The organism is Streptomyces sp. NPDC040718 (genome assembly GCF_055593565.1).
Map to the genome: position 1 here is coordinate 1 of NZ_JBVIXO010000026.1, position 22615 is coordinate 22615.

At 72.5% G+C, this 22615-nt stretch carries 24 protein-coding genes; 19 read left to right on the forward strand and 5 right to left on the reverse strand.

Annotation, left to right across the window (positions count from 1 at the left end; all coding sequences use genetic code 11):
• Window positions 1-171 precede the first annotated feature (171 nt).
• The 8 genes from ACZ597_RS34485 (at window position 172) to ACZ597_RS34520 (ending at window position 6840) form a co-directional block, all read left to right on the forward strand.
• Entirely contained in the window at window positions 172-825 is a 654-nt protein-coding gene (locus ACZ597_RS34485; protein WP_471339141.1) for an HAD family hydrolase, read from the forward strand.
• 43 nt (window positions 826-868) lie between these two features.
• A complete protein-coding gene (locus ACZ597_RS34490) occupies window positions 869-2092 on the forward strand; it encodes an MFS transporter (RefSeq protein WP_471339143.1) in 1224 nt (407 codons plus the stop codon).
• Window positions 2064-3212, forward strand: coding sequence for an acetoin utilization protein AcuC (locus tag ACZ597_RS34495; RefSeq protein WP_471339211.1), 1149 nt, complete (start codon window positions 2064-2066; stop codon window positions 3210-3212). Before ACZ597_RS34490 ends, ACZ597_RS34495 begins: the two co-directional genes overlap by 29 nt.
• A 91-nt stretch (window positions 3213-3303) precedes the next feature.
• Entirely contained in the window at window positions 3304-4134 is an 831-nt protein-coding gene (locus ACZ597_RS34500) for a phosphatase (RefSeq protein WP_471339145.1), read from the forward strand.
• Between the two features lie 115 nt (window positions 4135-4249).
• Entirely contained in the window at window positions 4250-4459 is a 210-nt protein-coding gene (locus ACZ597_RS34505) for a helix-turn-helix domain-containing protein (RefSeq protein WP_162688852.1), read from the forward strand.
• Between the two features lie 144 nt (window positions 4460-4603).
• Window positions 4604-4702 carry a 30S ribosomal protein bS22 gene (locus ACZ597_RS34510; RefSeq protein WP_003948845.1) on the forward strand — a complete coding sequence of 33 codons (99 nt, stop codon included), beginning with the start codon at window positions 4604-4606 and terminating at the stop codon, window positions 4700-4702.
• Between the two features lie 96 nt (window positions 4703-4798).
• The gene (locus ACZ597_RS34515) at window positions 4799-5860 is read left to right on the forward strand and encodes an NAD-dependent epimerase/dehydratase family protein (RefSeq protein WP_471339147.1); all 1062 of its coding nucleotides are present in this window, start codon (window positions 4799-4801) and stop codon (window positions 5858-5860) included.
• Complete coding sequence (locus ACZ597_RS34520; protein WP_471339149.1) at window positions 5860-6840, forward strand: lysophospholipid acyltransferase family protein; 981 nt, start codon at window positions 5860-5862, stop codon at window positions 6838-6840. The genes ACZ597_RS34515 and ACZ597_RS34520 overlap by 1 nt, the downstream gene beginning before the upstream one ends.
• Before the next feature lie 138 nt (window positions 6841-6978).
• Here ACZ597_RS34520 and ACZ597_RS34525 read toward each other — a convergent pair whose 3' ends face one another.
• The 3 genes from ACZ597_RS34525 to ACZ597_RS34535 form a co-directional block, all read right to left on the reverse strand.
• Entirely contained in the window at window positions 6979-8190 is a 1212-nt protein-coding gene (locus ACZ597_RS34525) for a DUF5667 domain-containing protein (RefSeq protein WP_471339151.1), read from the reverse strand.
• Between the two features lie 232 nt (window positions 8191-8422).
• Window positions 8423-9229 (reverse strand): ECF subfamily RNA polymerase sigma factor, BldN family, encoded by an 807-nt coding sequence (locus tag ACZ597_RS34530; protein ID WP_471339153.1) that lies wholly within the window; start codon window positions 9227-9229, stop codon window positions 8423-8425.
• A gap of 340 nt (window positions 9230-9569) precedes the next feature.
• Window positions 9570-10577 carry an HAD family hydrolase gene (locus tag ACZ597_RS34535; RefSeq protein ID WP_471339155.1) on the reverse strand — a complete coding sequence of 336 codons (1008 nt, stop codon included), beginning with the start codon at window positions 10575-10577 and terminating at the stop codon, window positions 9570-9572.
• Between the two features lie 99 nt (window positions 10578-10676).
• On the opposite strand from ACZ597_RS34535, the gene ACZ597_RS34540 reads away from it, so the two are divergent.
• The 10 genes from ACZ597_RS34540 to ACZ597_RS34585 all read left to right on the forward strand — a co-directional run bounded on the left by ACZ597_RS34540 (window position 10677) and on the right by ACZ597_RS34585 (window position 20009).
• A complete protein-coding gene (locus tag ACZ597_RS34540; protein ID WP_125602560.1) occupies window positions 10677-10955 on the forward strand; it encodes a glutaredoxin family protein in 279 nt (92 codons plus the stop codon).
• Window positions 10956-11228: 273 nt separating this feature from the next.
• On the forward strand, window positions 11229-12065 hold the full coding sequence (locus tag ACZ597_RS34545) for a redox-sensing transcriptional repressor Rex (protein WP_471339157.1): 837 nt from the start codon (window positions 11229-11231) through the stop codon (window positions 12063-12065).
• Window positions 12062-14092, forward strand: a complete 2031-nt coding sequence (locus tag ACZ597_RS34550; RefSeq protein ID WP_471339159.1) for a glutamyl-tRNA reductase — start codon at window positions 12062-12064, stop codon at window positions 14090-14092. The genes ACZ597_RS34545 and ACZ597_RS34550 overlap by 4 nt, the downstream gene beginning before the upstream one ends.
• On the forward strand, window positions 14089-15057 hold the full coding sequence (gene hemC, locus ACZ597_RS34555) for a hydroxymethylbilane synthase (RefSeq protein WP_471339161.1): 969 nt from the start codon (window positions 14089-14091) through the stop codon (window positions 15055-15057). Before ACZ597_RS34550 ends, hemC begins: the two co-directional genes overlap by 4 nt.
• A complete protein-coding gene (locus ACZ597_RS34560; protein ID WP_471339163.1) occupies window positions 15054-16739 on the forward strand; it encodes a bifunctional uroporphyrinogen-III C-methyltransferase/uroporphyrinogen-III synthase in 1686 nt (561 codons plus the stop codon). The genes hemC and ACZ597_RS34560 overlap by 4 nt, the downstream gene beginning before the upstream one ends.
• Window positions 16740-16894: 155 nt before the next feature.
• Window positions 16895-17272, forward strand: a complete 378-nt coding sequence (locus ACZ597_RS34565) for a hypothetical protein (RefSeq protein ID WP_471339165.1) — start codon at window positions 16895-16897, stop codon at window positions 17270-17272.
• 75 nt (window positions 17273-17347) lie between these two features.
• Window positions 17348-18349 carry a porphobilinogen synthase gene (gene hemB, locus ACZ597_RS34570; RefSeq protein WP_471339167.1) on the forward strand — a complete coding sequence of 334 codons (1002 nt, stop codon included), beginning with the start codon at window positions 17348-17350 and terminating at the stop codon, window positions 18347-18349.
• 97 nt (window positions 18350-18446) lie between these two features.
• Entirely contained in the window at window positions 18447-19037 is a 591-nt protein-coding gene (locus ACZ597_RS34575) for a TetR/AcrR family transcriptional regulator (RefSeq protein WP_471339169.1), read from the forward strand.
• Window positions 19038-19135: 98 nt separating this feature from the next.
• Window positions 19136-19657 (forward strand): hypothetical protein, encoded by a 522-nt coding sequence (locus ACZ597_RS34580; RefSeq protein ID WP_471339171.1) that lies wholly within the window; start codon window positions 19136-19138, stop codon window positions 19655-19657.
• A gap of 79 nt (window positions 19658-19736) precedes the next feature.
• Window positions 19737-20009: a DUF1876 domain-containing protein gene (locus ACZ597_RS34585; RefSeq protein ID WP_471339174.1), complete on the forward strand. Its 273-nt coding sequence runs from the start codon at window positions 19737-19739 to the stop codon at window positions 20007-20009.
• 22 nt (window positions 20010-20031) lie between these two features.
• Here the strand turns inward: ACZ597_RS34585 and ACZ597_RS34590 are convergent, their stop codons facing one another.
• Together ACZ597_RS34590 and ACZ597_RS34595 are read right to left on the reverse strand one after the other, a co-directional pair.
• Entirely contained in the window at window positions 20032-20778 is a 747-nt protein-coding gene (locus ACZ597_RS34590; protein ID WP_471339176.1) for an ABC transporter permease, read from the reverse strand.
• Window positions 20775-21695, reverse strand: coding sequence for an ATP-binding cassette domain-containing protein (locus ACZ597_RS34595; protein WP_471339178.1), 921 nt, complete (start codon window positions 21693-21695; stop codon window positions 20775-20777). The genes ACZ597_RS34590 and ACZ597_RS34595 overlap by 4 nt, the downstream gene beginning before the upstream one ends.
• Before the next feature lie 94 nt (window positions 21696-21789).
• On the opposite strand from ACZ597_RS34595, the gene ACZ597_RS34600 reads away from it, so the two are divergent.
• The gene (locus tag ACZ597_RS34600) at window positions 21790-22575 is read left to right on the forward strand and encodes a TetR/AcrR family transcriptional regulator (protein ID WP_471339180.1); all 786 of its coding nucleotides are present in this window, start codon (window positions 21790-21792) and stop codon (window positions 22573-22575) included.
• Window positions 22576-22615: the final 40 nt, after the last annotated feature.

Sequence of the window (22615 nt, forward strand, 5' to 3'; positions counted from 1 at the left end):
GCAGGGGGGACCCTGTGGGAGAGTAGGACGCCGCCGAACAATCATTGTGGGAAAGCCCCGCACCTTCTGGTGCGGGGCTTTTCTGCGTTTACGGGCCCGTTCGGGCGCGTTCAGCCGTTTACCGGCACGCGGTTCCCGTCAACGTGAGGTGACTGCTCGTATGGTGGGCCGATGGGCTATGAGCTGGTCATCTTCGACAACGACGGCGTCCTCGTGGACAGTGAGCCGCTCGCCAACACGATCCTCTCCGAGTACCTGACGGAGCTCGGGCACCCCACCACGTACGAGGACTCCCTGCGGGACTACATGGGCTCCGCCGTGCACCGGGTGCACGACCTCGTCCAGGAGCGGACCGGGCAGCAGCTGCCGGCGGACTTCGAGCGGGTCCTCAACGAGCGGGTGTTCGCCGCCTTCGAGCGGGAACTGCGGCCCGTGCCCGGCGTGGCCGACCTGCTCGGGGAACTGTCCGCGATCGGCATGCCCTACTGCGTGGCCTCGTCCTCCAGCCACGAGCGGATCCGCGTCGGGCACCGGGTGTCCGGGATGGACGAGTGGTTCGAAGAGGAGTGGATCTTCAGCGCGGAGGAAGTCGGGAAGGGCAAGCCGGCGCCGGACCTGTTCCTGCACGCCGCCGACATGATGGGCGTCCCGCCCTCGCGGTGCGTGGTGGTCGAGGACAGCCCGCTCGGGGTGGAGGCCGCCCGGGCCGCCGGGATGGACGTCCTCGGCTTCACGTCCATGGTGCCCGCCGACAGGCTCGCCGGTGCCACCGCCTGCTTCGGGGAGATGAAAGAGCTGTCCGCCCTGCTCGGATTGGGTGCGTGATCGCTCTACCCACCAGTAGCGGCGGGGCCTACGCTGTGCCGCCATGACGGTTGACGTACGGCTTCGCCGCGGGCGCGGGGCGCTCGGGTTCAGCTTCTTCGTGCAGGGTGTCGCCTTCGCCCTGCTGGTGACGCGGATCCCGGCCATTCAGGACCGGTACGGGATATCCGACGGGCTGCTGCCCGCCTTCCTCGCCGCCGTGCCGGTCCTTGCCGGGGTGTCCAGCGTCGCCACGGAGCACCTGGTGAAGCGCGTCGCGCCCAGCACGGTGCTGCGGTGGGCGCAGCCCGTCGTCCTGCTGGCCCTGCTCGGGGTGGGGGCCGGCAGCGGGATGTGGCAGGTGGCGGTGGCCCTGGGGGTGTTCGGGCTGGCGGTGGGCGCGCTGGACGCCTCGATGAACATGCTCGGGGTGAGCCTCCAGCGGGCGTACGGGCGCAGCATCATGCTGGGTTTCCACGCCTCGTACAGCCTCGGCGGGATCCTGGGGGCGTCGGCGGCGTGGGCGGGGGCGCACTGGCACCTGTCGCTGTTCTCGGGCTACTTGCCGGCCGTGGTGGTGCTGTTGCCGGTGGCGTTCGCGGGGAGCCGGTTCTACGTGGACGCGGCGGCCGGGGGCGGGAAGGCCGAGCAGGGGTGGCCGGCGGGAGGGGGGAAGCTGCTGCTGCCGTTGTGCCTGGTGATGGCGTGCGCGTACATCGGGGATTCGACGGTGGCGAACTGGAGTGCCAAGTACCTCCAGGACGTGCTGGGGAGTTCGGAGCAGCTGGCGACGGTCCCGTACAACGTGTACATGGTGACGACGCTGGTCGGGCGGGCGGTCGGGGACCTCGGGGTGCGCCGGTTCGGGGCGGCGGCGGTCGTGCGGGCCGGGACGGTGGTGGCGGCCGGCGGGTTCGGGGTGGTGGCGGTGGCGCCGGGGGCCTGGGTGGGGATGCTGGGCTTCACGCTGCTGGGGATCGGGCTGTGCGTGATCGTGCCGCAGACCTTCGCGGCGGCCGGGCGGTTGTTCCCCGGTTCTTCCGACACGGCGGTGGCTCGGCTGAACATCTTCAACTACGTGGGTTTCCTGATCGGTTCGCCGCTGGTGGGCGGGATCGGGGACGCCTGGAACTACCGGGGCGCGATGGTGGTGCCGATGGTGCTGGTGTTGGCGACCTTGTTCTACGCCCGTTCATTCGGCGTCGGCCGGGCCCGATACGGTGTCGGGCATGAGCGGCGAGCCGGTGACCGGGCTGTTGATGTGGGACGAGGCGGTAACGAGGTATGACTTCGGACCGAGCCATCCGATGGACCCGGTGCGCCTGGCGCTGACCATGGGCCTGGTGCGCGCCTTCGGGCTGGACCGGGAGATGGAGGTGCGTGCGGCTCCGGCGGCCGGGGACTCGACGCTGCGGCTGGTGCACCGGGAGGACTACGTGGCCGCGGTGCGGGAGGTGTCGGCGGATCCGGGGGTGGCGGACGGTTCGTACGGGCTGGGGACCATCGACGATCCGGCGTTCCACGGGATCCACGAGGCGTCCGCGCTGATCGCGGGGCAGTCGGTGGCGGCGGCGGAGGCCCTGTGGCGGGGTGAGGCCGGGCACGCGGTGAACTTCGCGGGCGGGCTGCACCACGCGATGCCGGGCGGGGCGGCCGGGTTCTGCGTGTACAACGACGCGGCGGTGGCGATCGCGCGGCTGCTGGAGCTGGGCGCCGAGCGGGTCGCGTACGTGGACGTGGACGTGCACCACGGGGACGGGGTGCAGGCGGCGTTCTGGGACGACCCCCGGGTGCTGACGGTGTCGCTGCACGAGCACCCGCGGACGCTGTTCCCGCAGACGGGCTGGCCGGAGGAGACGGGCGGTCCGGCGGCCGAGGGGTCCGCGGTGAACGTGGCGCTGCCGGCCGGGACCGGGGACGAGGGGTGGCTGCGGGCCTTCCACGCGACGGTGCCGGAGCTGCTGGCGGACTTCCGGCCGCAGGTGCTGGTGACGCAGCACGGGGCGGACACGCACTTCGAGGACCCCCTCGCCCACCTGGCGGTGTCGCTGGACGCGCAGCGTGCGGTGCAGGAGGCGTGCCACGCGCTGGCGCACGAGCACGCGGGCGGCCGGTGGCTGGCGCTGGGCGGCGGCGGGTACGCGGTGGTGGACGTCGTACCGCGGTCATGGACGCACCTGGTGGGGATCGCGGCGCACCGGCCGGTGGATCCGCTGGCGATGGTGCCGCAGTCGTGGCGGGACGAGGTGTACGCGCGGACGCGGCAGGGCGGGCCGGCCCGGATGACGGACGGGCGGACACCGGGATGGCGGGATTGGGACGCCGGCTACGACCCGGCGGACCGTACGGATCAGGCCGTTCTCGCGACGCGGAGGGCGGTGTTCCCGCTGCGCGGGATGCTGGTGTGACGCAGGGTCAGCCCTTGGCGTGGTTACGCCAACTGTGGGGCGGTTCGGCAGAATTGATGAACCGGCAGATCCGGTGCGGCAGCATCGGAGGGTGTTGAGCACCGGCGCGTTGCGTGCGCATCTGCTGGCCGCCCGGTTGGCCGGGCCCGTCGCGACGACGCGGGAGGAGAGCCTGCGCAGTTACCGGCTGTTCGCGGCGGGGGACCCCCGGGTGTTGCTGGGGCTGGAGCCGGAGCGGCGGTGGGGCGTGGGTGACCTGCTGGGGCTGATGGCGGCCAAGTGCGGGGTCTCGGCGGATCCGGCGCACGTCAGGGGCCCGGACATGATCGATCCGGAGCTGACGCTGGCGGCCCTGGAGGCCTTCGCGGAGCGGCTGGGGGCGGCGGCGGGGGCCCGGTCGCCGGTGCTGTTCGGGACGGGGCACCCGCACCGGCTCCTGTCCTTCTACGCCGGTTTGGCGCAGGCGTTGTCGGCGGCGGGATGTGTTGTCCTCACTCCGGCGCAGGGGGTGGATGTCGACATGGCGACCCGGTTCGGCGTACGTCCGCACCGGATCGATTACGTACGGGGGGTCGCGCTGGTGCGGGAGCCCGGCGCGCGGGGGGCCGGGAGTGCCACCGGCGCACACTCGCATTCGCCGCTGCCGGTTCGGATCGCGCTGGGTGCGCTGGCGGAGGCCGGGGGGCCGCTGCCGGAACTGGTGGTGGGTGACCACGGGTGGGTCTGCGGTGCAGGTCAGCTGGGTGTGGAGGCGATCGGGCTGGGCGATACGGATGATCCGGCGCTGTTCGTCGGGGAGGCCGAGGGGCGGGTGGCGGTGGCCGTTCCGCTTGATGACGGGGTGCGCTCGGACTACTACGGCCCGCTCATCCGGCACGTGTTGAATCGCGCCGGACTGTCGGAGCGTCAGGAGTGGCCGTAGCTCCTCTTCCCCACTCGTATCACCCGCCCCTACTCTGGGGAGTGAGCGTGCGACGACGAGGAGTAACCGGAGGGGAAGCCGGTGCCCGTCATGCGCGGAAGGTCAGGTGGGTGTCATGGCTGCTGGCGAGAGGCCTCTCAGTGAGGTTCAGTTCCTGACCGTGGCGGAGGTCGCCTCGGTGATGCGAGTGTCGAAGATGACCGTGTACCGGCTGGTGCACAACGGTCATCTGCCCGCGATCCGGGTGGGCCGGTCCTTCCGGGTCCCCGAGAACGCGGTCCACGAGTACCTCCGGGAGTCCTTCGTGGGGGTGGAGTCGGCCTGATGTCCGGGCCTCCTGCCGGGGCTCGGTAACTCCTGCGGAGGGCTCGGATTACAAGCTCTGACTTTGGGCGGGTAGGCTAGGCCGACGTAGGTCGTGTGGGCCCAGACGCCCCGCACCAGTGAAGAGAAGTGAGCGAGGGTAGTCGTGGGCTCTGTTATCAAGAAGCGGCGCAAGCGGATGGCTAAGAAGAAGCACCGCAAGCTGCTCAAGCGCACCCGCGTCCAGCGCCGTAACAAGAAGTAAACGGCAGCTGTACGTGTTCTCCGCAGCCCCTCCACCATCCTGGTGGAGGGGCTGCGGTGCAGCCGGGGGTACTTCTTCGAGGGAGGCGCTGAGCTCGTGGGGAAGGTCGTGCTCGTCACCGGGGCGTCCCGGCAGCTGGGGGGCCGCTTCGTGCGCCGCGTCCAGCGCGACCCGGAGGTGGAGCGGGTCATCGCGGTCGACGCGGTGAGCCCGCCGCACCGGCTCGGCTCGGCCGAGTTCGTGCGGACGGACATCAGGCAGTCGGCCATCGCCCGGGTGCTCGCGGAGCACGCCGTGGACACGGTGGTCCACCTCGCGGTCACCGGCGGCGCCGCCGCGGGGGCGCCGGGCGGGCGCAGCACCGTCAAGGAGACGAACGTCATCGGGACGATGCAGCTCCTGGGGGCCTGCCAGAAGTCCCCGACGGTACGGCGGCTCGTGGTGAAGTCGAGCACCAGCGTGTACGGGGGCACGGCACGGGACCCGGCCGTCTTCACGGAGACCACGCAGCCGAAGTCGCTGCCGGCGGGCGGCTTCGCGAAGGACGCCGCCGAGGTCGAGGGCTACGTACGGGGCTTCGCGCGCCGGCGGCCGGACGTGGCGGTGTGCGTGCTGCGCTTCGCGAACATCCTGGGGCCGTTCGCGGACTCCGCGCTCGCGGAGTACTTCTCGATGCCGGTGATGCCGACGGTGCTGGGTTACGACCCGAGGCTGCAGTTCGTCCACGAGGACGACGTGGTGGACGTCCTGAGGCTGGCGGCGGGGGAGCCGGAGCGGGGCACGCTGAACAGCGGGACCTTCAACATCGCGGGTGACGGGGTGCTGCTGCTGTCGCAGTGCGCGCGGCGGCTGGGCCGGCCGACGGTGCCGTTCCTGCTGCCCGCGGTGACGTGGGTGGGGCAGGCGCTGCGGGCGGTGGGGGTGACGGACTTCTCGCCGGAGCAGATCCGGCTGCTGACGCACGGGCGGGTCGTGGAGACCACGCAGATGCGGGAGACGCTGGGCTTCCGGCCGATGTACACGACCGCCGAGACCTTCGCGGACTTCGCGCGGAGCCGGGGGAGCGGGCTGCTGCCTCCGGAGCGGGTGGCGCGGGCCGTGGGGCGGGTCGCGGGGCTGTTGAACGTTGACGAGGTTCCCGAGGGAGTGGAGCGATAGTGGCCGACGCCAAGGTCATCCCGTTCGACGAGGACCGGCCGCGCCGGCGGGCGGGTGCGGCCCGGAAGGTGCGGGCGGTCCCGGACCGGCAGGAGCCGGTGGAGCCGGTCGTGGAGGCCCCCGTGAGGGGCGGCGGCGAGGGTGGCTGGGACCGGCGGATCGCGGGCGGGCTGGCGTTCCTGCGGCGGCGGATCACGGGCGAGTACGAGGTCGACGAGTTCGGCTACGACAAGGAGCTGACGGACCAGGTCCTGATGTCCTTGATGCGGCCGCTGTTCGAGAAGTACTTCCGGGTGGAGGTCAGGGGCGTCGAGAACATCCCGAAGGAGGGCGGCGCGCTGATCGTGGCGAACCACTCGGGGACGCTCCCGCTGGACGGTCTGATGCTCCAGGTGGCCGTCCACGACCACCACCCGGCGCAGCGGCACCTGCGGCTGCTGGCGGCGGACCTGGTGTTCATGCTGCCCGTGGTGAACGAGCTCGCGCGGAAGGCCGGGCACACGCTGGCGTGCGCGGAGGACGCGCAGCGGCTGCTGGAGGCCGGGGAACTCGTCGGGGTGATGCCGGAGGGCTTCAAGGGCATAGGGAAGCCGTTCGGCGACCGGTACAAGCTCCAGCGGTTCGGGCGGGGCGGGTTCGTCTCGACGGCGCTGCGGGCGGGCACGCCGATCGTGCCGTGCTCGATCGTGGGGGCGGAGGAGATCTACCCGATGATCGGCAACGCGAAGACGCTGGCGCGGCTGCTGGGGCTGCCGTACTTCCCGGTGACGCCGACGTTCCCCTGGCTCGGGCCGTTGGGGGCGGTGCCGCTGCCGACGAAGTGGACGATCCAGTTCGGCGAGCCGATCCCGACGGACGGGTACGCGCCGGAGGCCGCGGAGGATCCGATGCTGATGTTCAACCTGACGGACCAGGTGCGGGAGCAGATCCAGCACGCGCTGTACAAGCTGCTGGTGCAGCGGCGGTCCGTGTTCTTCTGACGGTGGGGCGGGGGTGCGGGGTGCCGCTGCGCGGAGCTGCTCCCCGCCCCGCCCTTTCTCCGTCTCCCGGGGCTCCGCCCCGGACCCCGCGCCTCAAACGCCGGCGGGGCTGGATTTCCCCGCCGGCGTTCGGGCGTGTTACTCGGCGTCCTCCGCCTGGATGCCCAGACCCGGGAGGAGGCCCGGGAGGAGGGGCGGGAGGGTGATGTCCGGCTGGGGTTGGGCCGGGGGTGCCGAGGGTGGCGGGGCGGACTGGCCGTGCGCGGGCGGGTTGAGCAGGTTGCCCGTGCCGCCCAGGAGGCCGCTGCCGGGGGCCGGGGCGTGGCTGCCGGAGGGGCTGGGCGCGGCCGGGGCCTGCCCCGCCGCGGGGGCGTCCGGTGCCGGTACGGGCTGCTGCTTGCCCGTCGCCGGGGTGCTCGGCCTGGCGGGGGTGCCGCCGGGGCCGCCCCGGTGCTGCTCCGGGGGCTTGGGCAGCATGCTCTGGAGCGGCGCCACCTCATCGTCTATGGCCTGGAAGACGGAGGTCACCTGATCGCCCACGTCCATCAGCTGCGGCGGCAGGTTGGACCGGAGTCGGCCCCACGCGTCGCGGTGGGAGTTGGAGAACGAGGACAGGGTCTGGATCGGGCCGAGCGAGCCGTCCCGCTTGTAGGCCGCCTGGAGCAGCCGGTGGCCCTCCGCCGCGTCGTGCTGCATGCCTGCCAGCGCCCGCCGGATCTCGCCCAGGACCTCGTGGTCCAGGGGCCCGGAACGGCCGCGTTCCATCAGCCGGCGCGCTTCCGACAGGCGGTTCGAGGCCCGGTCGAGGTAGACCTCGCCCCGGTCCGCGCCCTCGTCGGCCATGCCCAGCTTCAGGTCCTCCATACCCAGCTTGACCGGGTACAGGGGATCACCGGGCAGGGCGTCGGTGCTGGCAGCGGCCACTCCGCTGAAGGCCCCTGCGGCCACACCCACGGTGAGGCCCCCCGCTGCGATGCCCTTGGACCAGCGGGAGCGGGGCCGCAATTTCCGGAGCGAGGTCGCCCGGTGGGCGCCGCGGCCGGTCCGCTGCTCGGGCACCAGAGGGTCCGCGGCGGCACCGCCCCCGGCCCTCTCCTCCATCACCATGGCCTCCATGGCGGCGACGAGCTGTGCTCGTTGCACCACTTTGACCTCGGGGTCCAGCACCGGGCGCGGCATTTCGCCGAGCACGCTCGCCAGGGCCAACAACCGGTCGTGGTCGGCGGATTCGGCAGGTGCCTCGGACTGCTCGGCCGCCGGTTCCGGTTCCGAAAGAGCGGACGGGGTCCGATCCTCCAGGGCCTGGGCGAAGGCGTTCGCCCGCCGGTGCGGAGTCACGTTCGCGATCACTGGCGGCACCTCCTCTCGTCATGACGATCGACTCCCCAAGGTGTCCGGAAGGTTGCCTTCCTTGAGCACATCCACACTTTCGGGTGAGCGGCTTCGGGCAGGGCTTGTCCACAGGGAGCCTGCATCCCGCACAACGAGCGGCGCGGCACTTGGGTTACGGACGAAGGATGATCGGACCACAGCGTCATCGAGGGGTCACCGGTAGTGGGGTCGTCTTGTGTGCGGGAGCGGGTCAGCGGGCGTCGTCCGGCAGCAGGCGGGCCAGGGTGCGGACCGCCCGGTACTGGAGCGTTTTGATCGCCCCTTCGTTCTTGCCCATCACCCGGGCGGTCTCGGCGACCGAGAGGCCCTGGAGGAAGCGCAAGGTGACGCACTCCTGCTGCTGGGGGTTGAGTTTCCGCACGGCTTCGAGCAGGGCCGCGTTGGAGAGGGACTCCAGGACGGAGTCCTCGGGGCTGCGCTCCACCTCGTTGGCGTCGAGCATCTCGCCGGTGGTGACCTCCAGGCGGAAGCGGCTGGACTTGAAGTGGTCCGCCACCAGGTTCCGCGCGATGGTCACCAGCCAGGCGCCGAAGTCGCGGCCCTGCCAGGTGAAGGTGGAGATGCGGCGCAGCGCGCGCAGGAAGGTCTCGCTGGTGAGATCCTCCGCGGTCGCCTTGCCGCCGACGCGGTAGTAGATGTAGCGGTACACCGTGTCGCTGTACTGGTCGTAGAGGCGGCCGAAGGCCTCCGCCTCGCCGGCCTGGGCGCGTTCGACCAGGTCCATCATGCGGGCCTGGTCGCTGTCCGCCGTGGGCCGGCGGGCGGTGGGCGTGCTGGTGCCGGCGGAGGCGGCGGAGCCCGCGCGACCGCGTCTGCCCACGGTCGCCCCGCCGTCCGTCAGGGCGTAGCAGGGGCCGGCCGGGCCGAGGCCGGCAGGGACCGCGGCGGCGAAGGCGGGGACGGCGTACGCGGTGGGGACGAAGCCGCGCAGGTGGTCGAGGACCGTTGCGCGCAGCGTAGCCAGGCCCGAGGCGTCAACCCCGACAGGTGGGTACACGGGACTCCCAGAGGCAGAGCTTCCATCACGTGCAGTGCGGGACCGTTCACCCGTCGTGGGGACGGATGGGCGGTGGCATGCGTTTGAGGAGAATAACGCTTCGTACAGGCAGCGCTACACCCAGTTGCCTAAATCACCGGTTACGACACTTCTGTTGCGTGTCCAGGGCATATTCAGGCCCGGTTGGTGATCGATTCCTGATCGCTTGGATGCGCGGAATGGACGCTTCCACGGTGGCTCGCGACCGAGTCGGGCAGGCCGGAGTGCCGCGCCGACGGCGCGGGTAAAGGGGAGCGAATGACCGCCGGGCGGCCCGCGGGAGGGCGGGGGCCCGGCGTTGCTACTTGCGGCGCCGGTGCAGGGCGATGGCGGCGGCCGTGCCGCCCGCGATCGCGCCGACTCCGGCGGCGGCCGGGACGCCGACCTTCACGGCCTTGCGGCCGGTCCGATAGTCGCGCAGCCGCCAGTCGTTGGCGCGGGCATGCTTGCGCAGTTTTGTGTCGGGATTGATCGCGTACGGATGTCCGACCAGGGACAGCATCGGGATGTCGTTGTGCGAATCGCTGTACGCCGCGCAGCGTTCGAGGTCGAGGTCCTCGGCGGCGGCCAGCGCGCGCACCGCCTCCGCCTTCGCGGGGCCGTGCAGCGGCTCGCCCACCAGGCGCCCGGTGTAGATCCCGTCCACGGACTCGGCGACGGTGCCCAGGGCGCCGGTCAGGCCGAGGCGGCGGGCGATGATCGTGGCGGTTTCGACGGGGGCCGCGGTGACCAGCCACACCTTCTGGCCGGCGTCGAGGTGCGCCTGGGCCAGGGCGCGGGTGCCCGGCCAGATCCGCTCCGCCATGTACTCGTCGTAGATCTCCTCCCCGATGGCCATCAGTTCGGAGACCTTGTGGCCCTTGACGATGGAGAGGGCGCTGTCGCGCGCGTCCTGCATGTGCTCCGGGTCCTCGACCCCGGCGAGCCGGAACCAGGCCTGCTGCCAGGCGAAGCGGGCCAGTTCGCGGCGGCGGAAGAACTCGCGCTTGTAGAGGCCGCGGCCGAAGTGGAAGATCGCGGCGCCCTGCATGACGGTGTTGTCGAGGTCGAAGAACGCGGCCGCCAGGTCGTCCCCGTGGACCGGGAACTCCGGCTCCGCGGCTTCGGCCTCCGCTGCCGGGGCTTCGCCGCCGGGGGTTTCCCCGGTGACGGCCGCAGGCGCGGTCTCCGGTCCGCCGGCCGCCTCGGGGGCGTGTGGCGCACCGGCCTGCGCGGTCTTGCGGGCGGCCTCGGCCGAGGCCTCGCCTGCCAGCACGCTCCGCGCCGTCGCGGAGCGCCTACGGGGGGTGAGCCATCCCAGAGCGGCCATGACGCGAGCATAGCCATTGTGTTCGGGAGTTCCCGAACCGCCGGGAAACGGAGCGGTTAACTCTTCGGGCACCACGGCCCGGCGCGGGACAATGGCGGCATGAGCCCTTTGCTGCGCCGTAAGGAGAAGAAGCGTCCCGGGGAGCGGATGGTGACGCTCATCGGGAAGCCGGGGTGCCATCTGTGCGATGACGCCCAGGAAGTGATCGAGAAGGTCTGCGCCGAGACGGGGGCGCAGTGGGAGAAGAAGGACATCTCGCAGGACGAGGAGCTCTACCGGCTGCACTGGGAGCAGATCCCGGTGGTGCTGGTGGACGGTGAACAGCACACCTTCTGGAGGGTGAACCCCGACCGGCTGCGTCGGGCATTGGGAGCCTGACCGTTTCGCCCGTTACCATCGTGGGCGATTTATGGGGACTCGGGGGCGTATCGATGAGGAGTGTGTACCGCTTTGCCCCCCTCGGGATTTGAACGGGTTCGGCCCGTTCCCGGCCCGGGCCCCTACTGCCCAGCCCGCGTGACCCCGGTCACTTTGCTCGGACAAAGCGGACACAATCTTTGTGCACGCGTTCACAAAGACATAGCCTGCATTCGACGGGGCGGTCCTGGGACAAGAGGCCGCCTGCAGCCCCGCTCATCCCGCAGGAGCATCGTGGCAACTGGCCGAACTCACCGACCGGCGACCCGCAGCCGAGGTATTCCCGAGGCCACTGTCGCCCGGCTTCCGCTGTACTTGCGCGCGCTCACCGCGCTCTCCGAGCGATCGGTGCCCACGGTGTCCTCCGAGGAGCTCGCGGCCGCCGCCGGAGTCAACTCCGCGAAGCTGCGCAAGGACTTCTCGTACCTCGGCTCCTACGGCACGCGCGGTGTCGGCTACGACGTCGAGTACCTCGTCTACCAGATCTCCCGCGAACTCGGCCTGACCCAGGACTGGCCGGTCGTCATCGTCGGCATCGGCAACCTCGGCGCCGCCCTGGCCAACTACGGCGGTTTCGCGTCGCGCGGCTTCCGCGTGGCCGCGCTGATCGACGCCGACCCGGCCATGGCCGGCAAGCCGGTGGCCGGCATGCCCGTGCAGCACACCGATGATCTGGAGAAGATCATCGAGGAGAACGGCGTCTCTATCGGCGTCATCGCCACGCCCGCGGGTGCGGCCCAGCAGGTCAGTGAGCGGTTGATCGCCGCCGGTGTGACCTCCATCCTGAACTTCGCGCCGACCGTGCTGTCCGTGCCCGAGGGCGTGGACGTGCGCAAGGTCGACCTGTCCATCGAGCTCCAGATCCTGGCGTTCCACGAACAGCGCAAGGCCGGCGAGGGCGCCGGCGGCGGTTCGGACGCGGACGCCGAGGAGGAGTCCGGGGCGGACACCGTCGCCGCCGCGAGCGGTGCCGCGCCCGCCGCCGCCGTCGAGCCGCCGGCCGGGCGGGCCGCCGCGGCCGCGCGCAAGGGCGGCCCCGAGGGCGACGTGCCGGCGGTGATGCCGGCATGAGTCTGCTCGTCGTAGGCCTGAGCCACCGCAGCGCGCCGGTGAGCGTGCTGGAGCGGGCCTCGCTGTCCGCCGACGCCAAGGTCAAGCTGCTGCACGACACCCTGGCCGCCGAGCCGGCGGCCGAGGCGACCGTGCTGGCCACCTGCAACCGGATCGAGCTCTACGCCGACGTGGAGAAGTTCCACGCCGGTGTCGCCGAGCTGTCCACGCTGCTGGCCCAGCACAGCGGGGTCGCGCTGGAGGAGCTCACCCCCTACCTGTACGTGCACTACGAGGACCGGGCGGTGCACCACCTGTTCTCGGTGGCGTGCGGGCTGGACTCGATGGTCGTGGGCGAGGGCCAGATCCTCGGCCAGATCAAGGACGCGCTGGCGCTGGGGCAGGAGCTCCACACGGCCGGCCGGCTGATCAACGACCTCTTCCAGCAGGCGCTGCGCGTCGGCAAGCGGGCGCACTCGGAGACCGGGATCGACCGGGCCGGGCAGTCGCTGGTGACCTTCGGGCTGGAGCAGCTCGCCGTGCACCTGCCGGTGGGGGAGTGGGCCGCCGGGAAGCGTGCGCTGGTGATCGGTGCCGGGTCGATGTCCTCGCTGGCGGCGGCGACGCTGGCGCGGGTGGGCGTCGCCGAGGTGGTCGTGGCGAACCGGACCGCGGAGCGGGCGGAGCGTCTTGCGGAGATTTTGGTTGCCTCGGGCACTGGTGTCGCCGCGCGGGCCGTTCCGATGTCGGCCGTCGCCGGTGAGCTCGCGCGGGTGGACGTCGTCGTGTCCTGTACCGGGGCGACCGGGCTGGTGCTGACCGGGGACGACGTCGCCGCCGCCGTGTCCGCTGCCGCTGGGGTGGCGGGCCCTGCGGGGCTCTCCCCCACCCCGCCCCTTCCCGAAACCGGGGGCGAGCCCCCGGCCCCCTCCTGGGGGCTCCGCCCCCGGACCCCCGGGCCTCAAACGCCGGCGGGGCTGGAAGGTGCCGGGGCCGCGCCCCGGACCTCCGGGCCTCAGGCGCCGGCGGGGTTGGAAGGTGCCGGGGCCGCGCCCCGGACCTCCGGGCCTCAGGCGTCGGCGGGGTTGGAAGGTGCCGGGGCCGCGCCCCGGGCCTCCGGGCCTCAGGCGTCGGCGGGGTTGGAGAACGGGGTCGCGCCCCGGGCCTCCGGGCCGGGGACGGCCGACGGCTTCGCCGCGGCCCCGTCCTCGGCGGTGCCGCGGGCGGTGGTCGGCGGCTTCGCCGACGCCGAGGTCGTCGCCCGGCTCGTCGCCGCCGCCGAAGGCGGGCGGCGGATCGCCGATGCCGGGGCCGTGCGGACCATCGCGGCGCCCGCCGCCGTAGAGGGCGACGGGTGTCCCGTCGGGCTGGACGCGCCGGTCGACGCTCCGGCCGGCGGCGGCCGCTCGGCGCTCGCCGGGGTCGACGCCGGGTCGCTCGAACTGCACGGGGCCTGGGCCGATCAGGGTGAGGCCGCCGCGCAGCGGCAGCCGCGCCGGGCGGCGCGGAGCCTGGCCGACGGGGCCGTTCCCGTACGGCTGGCGCTGCTGGACCTGGCCATGCCCCGGGACATCGACGCCGCCGTGCACCGGATCCCGGGCGTGCGGCTCGTCGACATCGAGAGCCTCGCCGAGGCCTCCGCCGACGCGCCCATGGCCGCCGACGTCGACGCCGTGCGCGGGATCGTGGCCGGGGAAGTGGCCGCGTTCGGCGCCGCGCAGCGGGCCGCGCACATCACGCCCACCGTCGTCGCCCTGCGGGCGATGGCCGCCGAGGTCGTCGCCATGGAGGTGGCACGGCTCGACGGGCGGGTACCCGATCTCGACGAGCGGCAGCGCGCGGAGGTCACCCAGACCGTGCGCCGCGTCGTCGACAAGCTCCTCCACGCGCCGACCGTGCGCGTCAAGCAGCTCGCGAGCGAGCCCGGCGGCGCCGGGTACGCGGAGGCGCTGCGCGAACTCTTCGACCTCGACCCTCAGACGGTGGCATCCGTCAGCCGGGCGGACGCGGCCGATCCGATGAACGACGACCCAGGACGGGCATCATGAACACACGTCCCGACCAGCCCCTCAGGCTCGGCACGCGGCGCAGCAAGCTGGCCATGTCCCAGTCCGGGCACGTCGCCGAGGCGGTACGGGCGATCACCGGCCGTCCCGTCGAGCTCGTGGAGATCACGACCTACGGTGACGTGTCCCGCGAGAACCTCGCGCAGATCGGCGGCACCGGCGTGTTCGTCACGGCGCTGCGCGAGGCCCTGGTGCGCGGCGAGGTCGACTTCGCCGTGCACTCGCTGAAGGACCTGCCGACGGCGCAGCCCGACGAGCTGGTCATCGCGGCCATGCCGAAGCGCGAGGACCCGCGCGACGCGCTGGTGGCCCGCGACGGCCTGACCTTCGAGGAGCTGCCCGACGGGGCCCGCGTGGGTACCGGTTCGCCGCGCCGCATGGCGCAGCTGAACGCGTACGCCCGCAGCCTGGGCAAGTCCATCGAGACCGTCGCGATCCGCGGCAACGTCGACACCCGGATCGGCTTCGTGCGGGCCGGTGAGCTCGACGCGGTCGTGCTGGCCGCGGCCGGCCTGAACCGGATCGGGCGTGCCGACGAGGCGACCGACCTGCTGTCGGTCGACAACGTCCTGCCCGCGCCCGGCCAGGGTGCCCTGGCCGTGGAGTGCCTCGCCTCCGACGCGGACCTCATCTCCGCGCTCGGCCGGCTCGACGACCCGCACACGCGGGCCGCCGTGACCGCGGAGCGTGCGCTCCTCGCCGCCCTGGAAGCCGGGTGCAGCGCACCCGTGGGCGCGCTCGCCGACCTGCTGGCCGACGGGCAGATTGTCAATGAAATGCGCCTGCGTGGTGTCGTCGGGACCCTCGACGGTTCGACGCTGGTGCAGCTGTCCACCACCGGTCCCGTGCCCCAGTCGTACGACGAGGCCATGGCGCTCGGCCGCGAACTCGCGGACGAGATGCTGGCCAAGGGCGCGGCCGGTCTGATGGGGGAGCGATCCCTTTGAACCCCTCAAGCCCCACCACCTCCCCCTTCGCGGGCGTAGCCGCCCCCGGGCTCGTCACCTTCCTCGGTGCGGGTCCGGGCGACCCGGGTCTGCTCACGCTGCGCGCCGTGGAGGCGCTCGCCGCCGCGGACGTACTGATCGCGGAGCCCGAGGTGCTAGAGGTCGTACGGACCCATGCGCGGGCGGGCGTCGACACGCCGCAGCTGACGGTCGCTGACGAAGTGTCAGCCGCCGCCGGTGTCCCGGCGATCCGTACTCCGTCGACCGCCGCGGACGTTGCCAATCTTGTCATGGAGGTCGCGCGCTCCGGCAGGCGGGTCGTCCGTGCGGTGACGGGCGACCCCGGACTGGAGGGGAACGCGGCCGCGGAGATGCTCGCCTGCGCCCACCAGGGGATCCCCTTCGAGGTGGTGCCCGGTGTGGCCACCGCCGTCGGCGTGCCCGCGTACGCGGGTGTTCCGCTGCGCGGCGAGCAGGGCGCGGACGTGCGCTTCGTGGACGCCCGGCACGCCTCGGCGCGCTGCTGGAGCGAGGTCGGCACGAGCGACTGCGGCGTCGTGGTCTCGGCGACGCTGGAGACGGTCGCGAGCGCGGCCGCCGAGCTGGTGTCGGCCGGCCGCAAGCCGGAGACCCCGCTGACGGTGACCGTGGGCGGTACGACGACCCGGCAGCGGACCTGGAGCGCGACCCTGGGCACGATCGCCCAGGTGTTCAAGCAGGGCAAGGTGCTCCCCTCGCCCGAGGGCTCGCGGCCGGTCATAGCCGTGGTCGGTGAGCAGGGTGCCGCGGCGCGGCGCGAGGAGCTGGCCTGGTTCGAGTCGAAGCCGCTGTTCGGCTGGCGGGTCCTCGTACCGCGTACGAAGGAGCAGGCCGCTTCGCTCTCCGACCAGCTGCGTTCGTACGGCGCGGTGCCGCACGAGGTGCCGACCATCGCCGTGGAGCCGCCGCGCACCCCGCAGCAGATGGAGCGGGCGGTCAAGGGCCTGGTGACGGGCCGCTACGAGTGGATCGCCTTCACCTCGGTGAACGCCGTGAAGGCGGTGCGGGAGAAGTTCGAGGAGTACGGGCTCGACGCGCGTGCCTTCGCGGGCATCAAGGTCGCCGCGGTGGGCGAGCAGACCGCGGCCGCGCTGGTGGAGTTCGGCGTGAAGCCGGACCTGGTGCCGAGCGGTGAGCAGTCGGCCGCCGGTCTGCTGGAGGACTGGCCGCCGTACGACCCGGTCTTCGACCCGATCGACCGCGTCTTCCTGCCGCGCGCCGACATCGCCACGGAGACGCTGGTGGCCGGGCTGATAGAGCTGGGCTGGGAGGTCGACGACGTCACGGCGTACCGGACCGTGCGCGCGTCGCCGCCGCCGGCGGACACCCGTGAGGCGATCAAGGGCGGCGGTTTCGACGCCGTTCTGTTCACGTCGTCGTCCACCGTGCGGAACCTGGTCGGCATCGCCGGCAAGCCGCACAACGTGACCGTCATCGCCTGTATCGGGCCGGCGACGGCCAAGACGGCGGAGGAGCACGGCCTGCGCGTGGACGTGCTGTCGCCGGAGCCGAGCGTGGGCAAGCTGGCGGAGGCGCTGGCCGCGTACGGGGAGGCGCGCCGGGAGGCGGCCAAGGCGGCCGGCGAGACGGTGGCCCGCCCGAGCGAGCGCCGTCCGGGCGCGCGCCGGCGTCGCGCGACGTGAGGTTAGCGGCTGGAGGGGTCCGGGAGCGGTGTACGTCCCCGGGCCCCTTCGGCGTTCCCGGCGGTCGTCGCGGCGCGGTACCCGTGCGGGGCTGAGTAGCGGGGTGAGTAGCCGCGCGGATGCCGGCGGGGCGGGGTGCGCGGTTCAGTGGGGCCATGACCGAGAACCTCGCCCCCGCCCCCGCCGCCGCAGCCGGAGGCGCCACCGACCGGCGGGCGTTCGTGGCGCCGCTGCTCTCCACGCTGCTGACGGTGCCCATGGGCCTGCTGTCGCTGTTCGGCGCGGGGCTGTCGCCGATGGCCTGCGACTCCTGCGACGAGGAGGCCTCCGACGTCTTCGAAGCCGGCTTCGACGTCGCCTGGCCGGTGTTCCTGGGCGGGCTGGTGGTGGTTCTGATCACCCTGCTGGCGTCCTGGCTGCTGCCGTGGCGGCGCCGCAACTCCGCCCGGCGCGTGGTGCTCGCGCTGGTCGCGCCGGGCTTGGTCCTGTTCAACGCGGCCGTCTTCTACGGGCTGGTGGACTGGCCGGCGTAGGCCCTGCGCGGGCGGGGCGGGGGCGGGCTCTACGCTGAGTGGACTGCTGTCGAAGCTCGAAGAGGCGACTAGAAGATGAGCGCGTACGGTTCCTTCCCCGGTTCGCGGCCCCGTCGGCTGCGCACCACCCCGGCGATGCGGCGGATGGTCGCGGAGTACCGGCTGCACCCCTCGGACCTGATCCTGCCGGCGTTCGTCCGGGAGGGCATCAGCGAGCCGCTCCCGATCTCGGCGATGCCGGGCGTGGTGCAGCACACCCGGGACACGCTGCGGAAGGCCGCCGTCGAGGCGGTCGAGGCGGGGGTCTCGGGGATCATGCTCTTCGGGGTTCCGGCGGACGAGAACAAGGACGCGCTGGGCACGGCGGGCACGGAGCCGGACGGCATCCTCCAGGTCGCGATCCGCGACGTGAAGGCCGAGGTCGGCGACGACCTCGTGATCATGTCGGACCTGTGCCTGGACGAGTACACCGATCACGGCCACTGCGGGGTCCTCGACGAGCACGGCCGCGTCGACAACGACGCCACGCTGGAGCGGTACGCGGAGATGGCGCAGGTCCAGGCCGACGCGGGCGTCCACGTGGTGGGCCCGAGCGGGATGATGGACGGCCAGGTCGGCGTGATCCGCGACGCGCTGGACGAGACGGGCCACGAGGACGTCGCGGTCCTCGCCTACACGGCGAAGTACTCCTCCGCCTTCTACGGGCCCTTCCGCGAGGCCGTCGCCTCTTCCCTCCAGGGCGACCGCAAGACCTACCAGCAGGACCCGGCGAACGCCCGCGAGTCGCTGCGGGAGCTGGCGCTGGACCTGGAGGAGGGCGCCGACATGGTCATGGTGAAGCCGGCCGGTCCCTACCTGGACATCCTGCACCGGGTCGCCGAGGCCGTGGACGTGCCGGTGGCGGCGTACCAGATCAGCGGCGAGTACGCGATGGTCGAGGCGGCCGCGGAGAAGGGCTGGATCGAGCGCGACCGGGCGATCATGGAGACGCTGCTCGGCATCAAGCGGGCGGGCGCGGACACGATCCTGACGTACTGGGCGACCGAGGTCGCGGGCCGGCTGCGCGCGGAGCGCTGAGCCGGAAACCGGTGGGGGTGCGAGCCCGGCGGGCCCGCACCCCCCATTTCGTTCTAGAAGAATGTTCCAGTCCTGCCTTGTGTCCTAGGCTGGCGGGATGGTGAAGCAACAGCGTGGCGCGGCCACGGTCGACCAGCTCCTGACCGCCGCCCTGCGCGTGTACGCCGAGTCCGGCCAGCAGGGATTCACCGTGCAGTCCGTGACGGCGGCCAGCGGGGTCAGCCTCGGCAGCCTCTACCACCACTTCGGCAGCTTCGACGGGCTGGCCGCCGCCCTGTACATCCGCTGCATGGGCGAGCTGTTCGACGCGATGACGGCCGCCGTGCTGCGCTGCCGCACGGCCCGGACCGGCGTACGGGCCCTGGTGCGGGCCTATTTGGAGTTCACCCGGGACCACCGGGACGCCGCGCTCTTCCTGCACGCCTCCGCCTACTCCGGCTACCTCGCGGGGCACGCGGCGGAGATCCAGGCGGCCAAGGAGGCGAAGCTCGGGCCGATGGCGGCGTGGATGGGGGACCGGATGGCGAAGGGTGAGATCCGGCCGATTCCGGGGCCGGTGGTCGAGGTGATGGTGATGGGCCCGCCGTGCGAGGCGGCCAAGCGGTGGCTGGCCAGTACGTACGAGATGGACCTCGACCAGGCCGTGAAGTACCTGCCGGACGTCATCTGGCGCTCCCTGGAGCCCTGACCGGCCTGGCGCGATACCACCGGTATCCAGACCTGTTCTAGAAGATCTTTCTAGAAAAAACTTCCATAAAGGCGGTCCGGGGCGCCAGACTCTCCGTCATGACGAGCGGTCACGACGCAGAACCGCAGCCGGAACCGGAGGCGTTCCTGGAACGCGTCCAGCGGGAAGCCTTCCGGCAGGCCTGCACCACCATGCGCCTGCACGGCGCCCTGCCCAGCAGGCTCTGGGTGTACCGGCATCCCAGGACCGCGCCCCTCGACTCGCTGCCCGACCAGGCGGAGTCGGAGGGCCTGCGCAGACGGCTGCGGCAGCTGGACGCCGACTGCGCCGTCTACGTCCACGAGACCGCCGCCCCTCCGGGTCCCACAGGGGAGGACCTGGGGAGGCTGGTGGTCGCCGTGGGCCTGTGGCCCCGCCGCGGGCTGTCGGGGCTGCGCGTGGCCTCGTACCGCCCGGACGGGACACTGGCGGAGATCACCACGACCGGGCTCCGGCCGCAGGACACCCGCCTCGACGCGCCCTGGCTGCGCGCCTGCCTGCCCGGGCCGCCGCCCGCCGGGGACGGCGCGCGGCCGGGCCGCTTCCACCGGCTGCTGGCCCGCAGGGGGGAGCGGGTGTGAGCGGCGGGGCCGAGGGGGTGCGGGCGGGGCGGGGCGGGCGCACCCTGGAGGGGTAGGCCGACTGTGGAGGTGATCCGCCATGGCCACGCTCGCCGGGTGGCACGTGGAGCTGGAGTTCGACGAGGACGGCCACCGCACCGGTGCGGCGGCCCTGCTCAGACTCGGTGACGGCTGCGAACTGAGGGCGCGCGGCTATGCCATGCGCCACCCCTCCGACCCCGGGCAGCTGCGGGTCGGAGAGGAGATCGCGGGGGCGCGGGCGCTCATGGACCTCGCGTCCCAGCTGCTGCGGAAGGCGCACACGGAGATCGACGAGGCCACGGGCAAGCACTCGTACCCGCTGACCGGCTGACCGGCCGGCGCACGCCCCGCGCCTAGCGGGTCCGGGACCGGAACAGGGTCACCGCCAGGGTGAGCGCCAGGGCGGTGATCCCCGCGCACCAGGCGAGGGCCGTCCACGGGGTGTCGCCGGCGGACTGGTCCAGGAGCAGGGCCCGCAGCGATTCGATGACCGGGGTCAGCGGCTGGTTCCCGGCGAAGCCGTGCAGCCAGGACGGCATGGTCTCGATCGGGACGAAGGCGCTGGACGGGTAGGGCAGGAACATCATCAGGAAGGTGAACCCGCCCGCCGCCTCGGGGGTCTTGGCCAGCAGCCCCAGCGCCGCCGCGAGCCAGGAGATCGCGGTGATGTACGCGACGAGCAGCCCGGCGGCGGCCGACAGGGCGAGCGGCCCGCCCGAGGGCCGGAAGCCGATGGCGAGGGCGACCAGCAGCACCAGGGTGGTGGACAGCAGGTTCCGTACGACCGAGGCCGCGACGTGCCCGGCCAGGACCGGGACCCCGCCGATGTCCAGGGAGCGGAAGCGGTCGATGATGCCGTTCTTCATGTCGTCGGCCACGCTCACGGCGGTGCTCGCCGCGCCGAACCCCGCGCACAGCAGCATCGCCCCCGGGACCACGTACGTCACGTACTCCGTTCCGGTGTCGATGGCCCCGCCGAAGAAGTAGACGAAGATCAGCATCAGCATGACCGGCAGCATCAGGGCGGCGATCAGCGCGTCCGGGCTGCGCCGGCTGATGCGCAGGCTGCGCCCGGCCATGGTGAGGGCGGTGGCGGTCATCTGGCTGCTCCCGTCAGGGCGAGGAAGACGTCGTCGAGGGTGGCGCTGCGCACGGCGAAGCGGGCGATGTCGGTGTGGTCGGGGTCGAGTTCGTCGAGCAGTGCCCGTACCTGGGCGGCGGAGCCGTCGGTGGCCAGGCCCAGCGTCAGCTCGTCGGGGGCGTGGTGCACGGCACGGGCGGCGAGGGCCTCGTAGGCCTTCAGGCTGGTCAGGGTGAGGTCGAGGCGGTGCCCGGCGACGCGCGCCTTCAGCTCGGCCGGGGTGCCCTCGGCGGTGATCCGGCCGGCGTCGAGGACGGTGACCCGGTCGGCGAGCCGGTCGGCCTCCTCCAGGTACTGGGTGGTGAGCAGGACGGTGGTCCCGTCGGCGCGCATCTCCCGTACGACGTCCCAGAGTTCGAGGCGGCTGCGCGGGTCGAGCCCGGTGGTGGGCTCGTCCAGGAAGAGCACCTCCGGCCTGCCGACGAGGCTCGCGGCGAGGTCCAGGCGCCGCCGCATCCCGCCGGAGTAGGTCTTGGTGAGCCGGCCGGCGGCCTCGGTCAGGCCGAAGCGCTCCAGGAGTCCGTCGGCGCGGGTCCGTGCGTCGCGGGCGGAGAGCCCGGTCAGGCGGCCGATCATGCGCAGGGTCTCGATGCCGGTCTGGAGGTCGTCCAGGGCGGCGAACTGCCCGGTGAGCGCGATTCGTTCGCGTACGAGTGCCCGCGCACCGGTGATGTCGTGCCCGGCGACGCTCGCGGTCCCGGAGTCGGGCTCGGTGAGGGTGGCGAGGATGCGGACGGAGGTGGTCTTGCCCGCCCCGTTGGGGCCGAGCAGGGCGAGTACGGAGCCTCGCGGGACGGCCAGATCGAGGCCGTCGAGGACGCGGGTGCCGCCGTAGGACTTGGTCAGGGCGCGGGCGTACAGGGCGTGGTCGTTCACGGGTCATCCCTTCTGCGTATGGGTTACGCGCTTCTGTGTAAGTAATACACAGAACTAGGATGTGGGTCAACGAGACGAGAGGGGAGGGGTGACCGTGGCGAAGGACGAACCGGATGAAACCGGGCTCCCGCTGAGCCTGCAAATGGCCTGGGGCCTGCGCGAACGCCCCGGCAAGGGCCCGCGTCCCAGCCTCACCCTGCCGAAGATCGTCGACGCGGCCGTCGCCCTCGCCGCGGGCGAGGGCGTCGCCGCCGTCTCCATGGGCCGCGTGGCCAAGGAGCTGGGCGTCTCGACGATGTCCCTCTACCGCTACGTCACGGCGAAGGAAGAGCTGTACATCCTGATGTCCGAGGCGGGCGTCGGCACCCCGCCGCCGCTACCGCCCGAGGCGGAGGGGTGGGACTGGCGGGCCCTGCTGACGGACTGGGCCCACTCCCAGCGCACCCTGCTGATGACGAAGCCCTGGATCCTGCGCATCCCGCTCACGGCGGCCCCGGCCTCACCGAACCAGCTGGCCTGGATGGAACGCGGCCTCGCCTCCATGGCCGGCACGGTCCTGGAAGAGGGCGAGAAGCTCTCGGCGATCATCCTGATCGGCGGGCTCGTCCGGAACGAGGCCACCATGGCCGCCGACATGATGGACGCGATCATCAAGGGCGGCCTCCCCCCGGACCAGGTCATGGGCCGCTACGTGAACTCCCTGCGCCTGCTGACCGCCTCCGACACCCACCCCGCCCTGACCCGCCTGCTCGACTCGGCCGCCTTCGCCGGCTCCGGCGAACCCGACTTCCAGTTCCGCTTCGGCCTGGACCGCATCCTCGACGGCCTGGCCCGCCTGATCGCGGAACGCGAGGCACAGGAGGCCCCGCCGAGCGCTTAGCCGCGTACGGGTGCACGCTGGAAGCCAGCGGCCACGGAGG

Coding starts and splice junctions, on each gene's coding strand:
- ACZ597_RS34485 (WP_471339141.1), top strand. CDS start 172: ATGGGCTATGAGCTGGTCATCTTCGACAACGACGGCGTCCTCGTGGAC.
- ACZ597_RS34490 (WP_471339143.1), top strand. CDS start 869: ATGACGGTTGACGTACGGCTTCGCCGCGGGCGCGGGGCGCTCGGGTTC.
- ACZ597_RS34495 (WP_471339211.1), top strand. CDS start 2,064: ATGTGGGACGAGGCGGTAACGAGGTATGACTTCGGACCGAGCCATCCG.
- ACZ597_RS34505 (WP_162688852.1), top strand. CDS start 4,250: ATGGCTGCTGGCGAGAGGCCTCTCAGTGAGGTTCAGTTCCTGACCGTG.
- ACZ597_RS34535 (WP_471339155.1), bottom strand. CDS start 10,577: ATGGCCGCTCTGGGATGGCTCACCCCCCGTAGGCGCTCCGCGACGGCG.
- ACZ597_RS34540 (WP_125602560.1), top strand. CDS start 10,677: ATGAGCCCTTTGCTGCGCCGTAAGGAGAAGAAGCGTCCCGGGGAGCGG.
- ACZ597_RS34550 (WP_471339159.1), top strand. CDS start 12,062: ATGAGTCTGCTCGTCGTAGGCCTGAGCCACCGCAGCGCGCCGGTGAGC.
- hemC (WP_471339161.1), top strand. CDS start 14,089: ATGAACACACGTCCCGACCAGCCCCTCAGGCTCGGCACGCGGCGCAGC.
- ACZ597_RS34565 (WP_471339165.1), top strand. CDS start 16,895: ATGACCGAGAACCTCGCCCCCGCCCCCGCCGCCGCAGCCGGAGGCGCC.
- hemB (WP_471339167.1), top strand. CDS start 17,348: ATGAGCGCGTACGGTTCCTTCCCCGGTTCGCGGCCCCGTCGGCTGCGC.
- ACZ597_RS34575 (WP_471339169.1), top strand. CDS start 18,447: ATGGTGAAGCAACAGCGTGGCGCGGCCACGGTCGACCAGCTCCTGACC.
- ACZ597_RS34580 (WP_471339171.1), top strand. CDS start 19,136: ATGACGAGCGGTCACGACGCAGAACCGCAGCCGGAACCGGAGGCGTTC.
- ACZ597_RS34585 (WP_471339174.1), top strand. CDS start 19,737: ATGGCCACGCTCGCCGGGTGGCACGTGGAGCTGGAGTTCGACGAGGAC.
- ACZ597_RS34590 (WP_471339176.1), bottom strand. CDS start 20,778: ATGACCGCCACCGCCCTCACCATGGCCGGGCGCAGCCTGCGCATCAGC.